Origin of the sequence: Flavobacterium esculini, from assembly GCF_048284325.1 — a bacterium.
Taxonomy (GTDB): Bacteria; Bacteroidota; Bacteroidia; order Flavobacteriales; family Flavobacteriaceae; genus Flavobacterium.
In genome coordinates this window covers 1-1,865 of the sequence record NZ_JBLVPI010000044.1, presented here as the reverse complement: position 1 = coordinate 1,865, position 1,865 = coordinate 1, and the positions used below count along the sequence as shown (strand labels likewise).

Genomic DNA, 1,865 nt, shown 5'->3' with positions numbered 1-1,865 from the left:
CTCTTGATATTCTCTCTCTAGACTTTACGATAACTCCATAGTTCCTGCCAGTGACCGGTTCCGTTCAACACGGTTTTCATTGTTCGTGCTGCGCACGCAACGAAAACCTAGCTGTTAGCAGCTAGCAGTGTTTAGTTAATTTTGCTCAGTTTCAAAATATTCTCCATTAAAATTATAGATTTGAAAACGATTTGTTACTTCTTCCTTTTCTGATAATATTGGAATATAAATTTGCTTCTTTTCATTGTCATATTTTATTAATTTCAATGGTCGTTCGGGTCTATCTACAACACTAAAAAAATCAAAATATAAATCTATCGAATTTGTAAGTCCATTTTCTGTTTTTATTATTTTGACGTCTTCCAGTTTATTATTTTCAATTTTTAGAATTTTAATGGATTGACTTGCATCCTTTGATGAATAAATTCCATTATATACACATAAATAATAAGTGCTTTTTTTATTCTTTAAAGTAAAAATTTGCGAGTAAAACGGAGTGTATTCTCCTTCTCCTCGAGTAACAGTATCTTTAATTATTTTTGTAATCACTTTACCATTTGATTTGTACTGGAACAAATTCACAAAGTCAACCATAGTTCCACCTTTCCAAGTATTCCAACTATAAATCCGTAGTAGTTTGTCTTTACTACTAACAATATCTATGTTGCTTTTCTTTAAAGAATCAAAAGGGAATATTATTGATTTAGGATTTGTTGATAAATATTTTAGAATTTTAGCTTCAAATTTATTGTTTTCTGTTTCTAATACCTTCCAATTTATTGTATCACTTCCCAAACGGGCATCATTAATTTTTTTATAAATTTTATTGAGTTCTATTTCGTTTTCCGCTAAAGATGACTTAAGTAAAGTGTTGGTCCTTTTGTTTTCTAAATTAGTTTCTTTCTTGCAACTATTCAAAGTTGAAATTAACAGAACCAATATTATAATTCTTATTTTCATTTCGTTCAAGTTCATTTTTTTTCTGCTTGGTGCTAACGTTCTCGCGCTACAAGCAGTTTGGGATTAAATTAAGCCTTATCTTCGGATTTGCCAAATCTTCCAAATACAAACCAATTTTTCCATTAAGCCAAATCCCCAAATTGCTTGTAGCGTGTGTTGAACTAAACCTTCGGTAGTACCATTGTTGATTATACGGTTCCGTTCAACACGGGCTTCATTGTTCGTGCTACGCACGCAACGAAATCCTAGCTGTTAGTGGCTGTGCTTGTTATTTACAATAATTGCTTCTAAATTTATCTTTTTCATATTCTATTATTACTTTTTTGTATTCTGGATTATCTATTTCCTTTGAGTCGTAATAAAATTTTCCGGTATGTTTACTTATCCATTCTCGCCACAGTTTTACATCTTCCAAAGTCGGGTAATAAATTACTCCTATGTAACTTAGATTAACTTTTTTTGGTGCAATTCCGGTTAGACACACTATTCTATTTGGAGTTTTAAAGTCTAAAGTGTCATTTTTTCCAATTAAATTATTTTCAATTTCGGTTATTTCAAAAAGTATTAATTCTTCTGCGGATTTTCCTTTTTGTGAGTAAAGACAAAATGAAAAAAGAAATAAGATTAAGGCAAATGTTTTTTTCATAAATAGTTCATATTTCTCCACTTCTGCGGGTGTATAGCCACTAACGTTCTCGCGCTACAAGCAGTTTGGGGCTAAATCAGCGTTATCTTTCGGATTTGCCAAATCTTCCAAATACAAGCTAATTTTTCCATTATGCCAAATCCCCAAATTGCTTGTAGCGTGTGTTGAACTAAACCTTCGGTAGCATCATTGTAGATTTTGATTATCTTACGAAGATAACTAAAATAGGATATTATGACTACAAAAAAAAGCATCCTGA

At 31.3% G+C, this 1,865-nt stretch carries 3 protein-coding genes; all 3 read right to left on the bottom strand.

The window, feature by feature from the left end; translation table 11 throughout:
- Positions 1-135 precede the first annotated feature (135 nt).
- Positions 136-960 carry a hypothetical protein gene (locus ACNQGG_RS17230; protein ID WP_417966080.1) on the bottom strand — a complete coding sequence of 275 codons (825 nt, stop codon included), beginning with the start codon at positions 958-960 and terminating at the stop codon, positions 136-138.
- Positions 961-1,228: 268 nt separating this feature from the next.
- Positions 1,229-1,606, bottom strand: coding sequence for a hypothetical protein (locus ACNQGG_RS17225; RefSeq protein ID WP_417966079.1), 378 nt, complete (start codon positions 1,604-1,606; stop codon positions 1,229-1,231).
- 71 nt (positions 1,607-1,677) lie between these two features.
- Positions 1,678-1,865 (bottom strand): hypothetical protein (locus ACNQGG_RS17220; protein ID WP_417966077.1); only part of this gene is annotated, 188 nt, incomplete at its 5' end.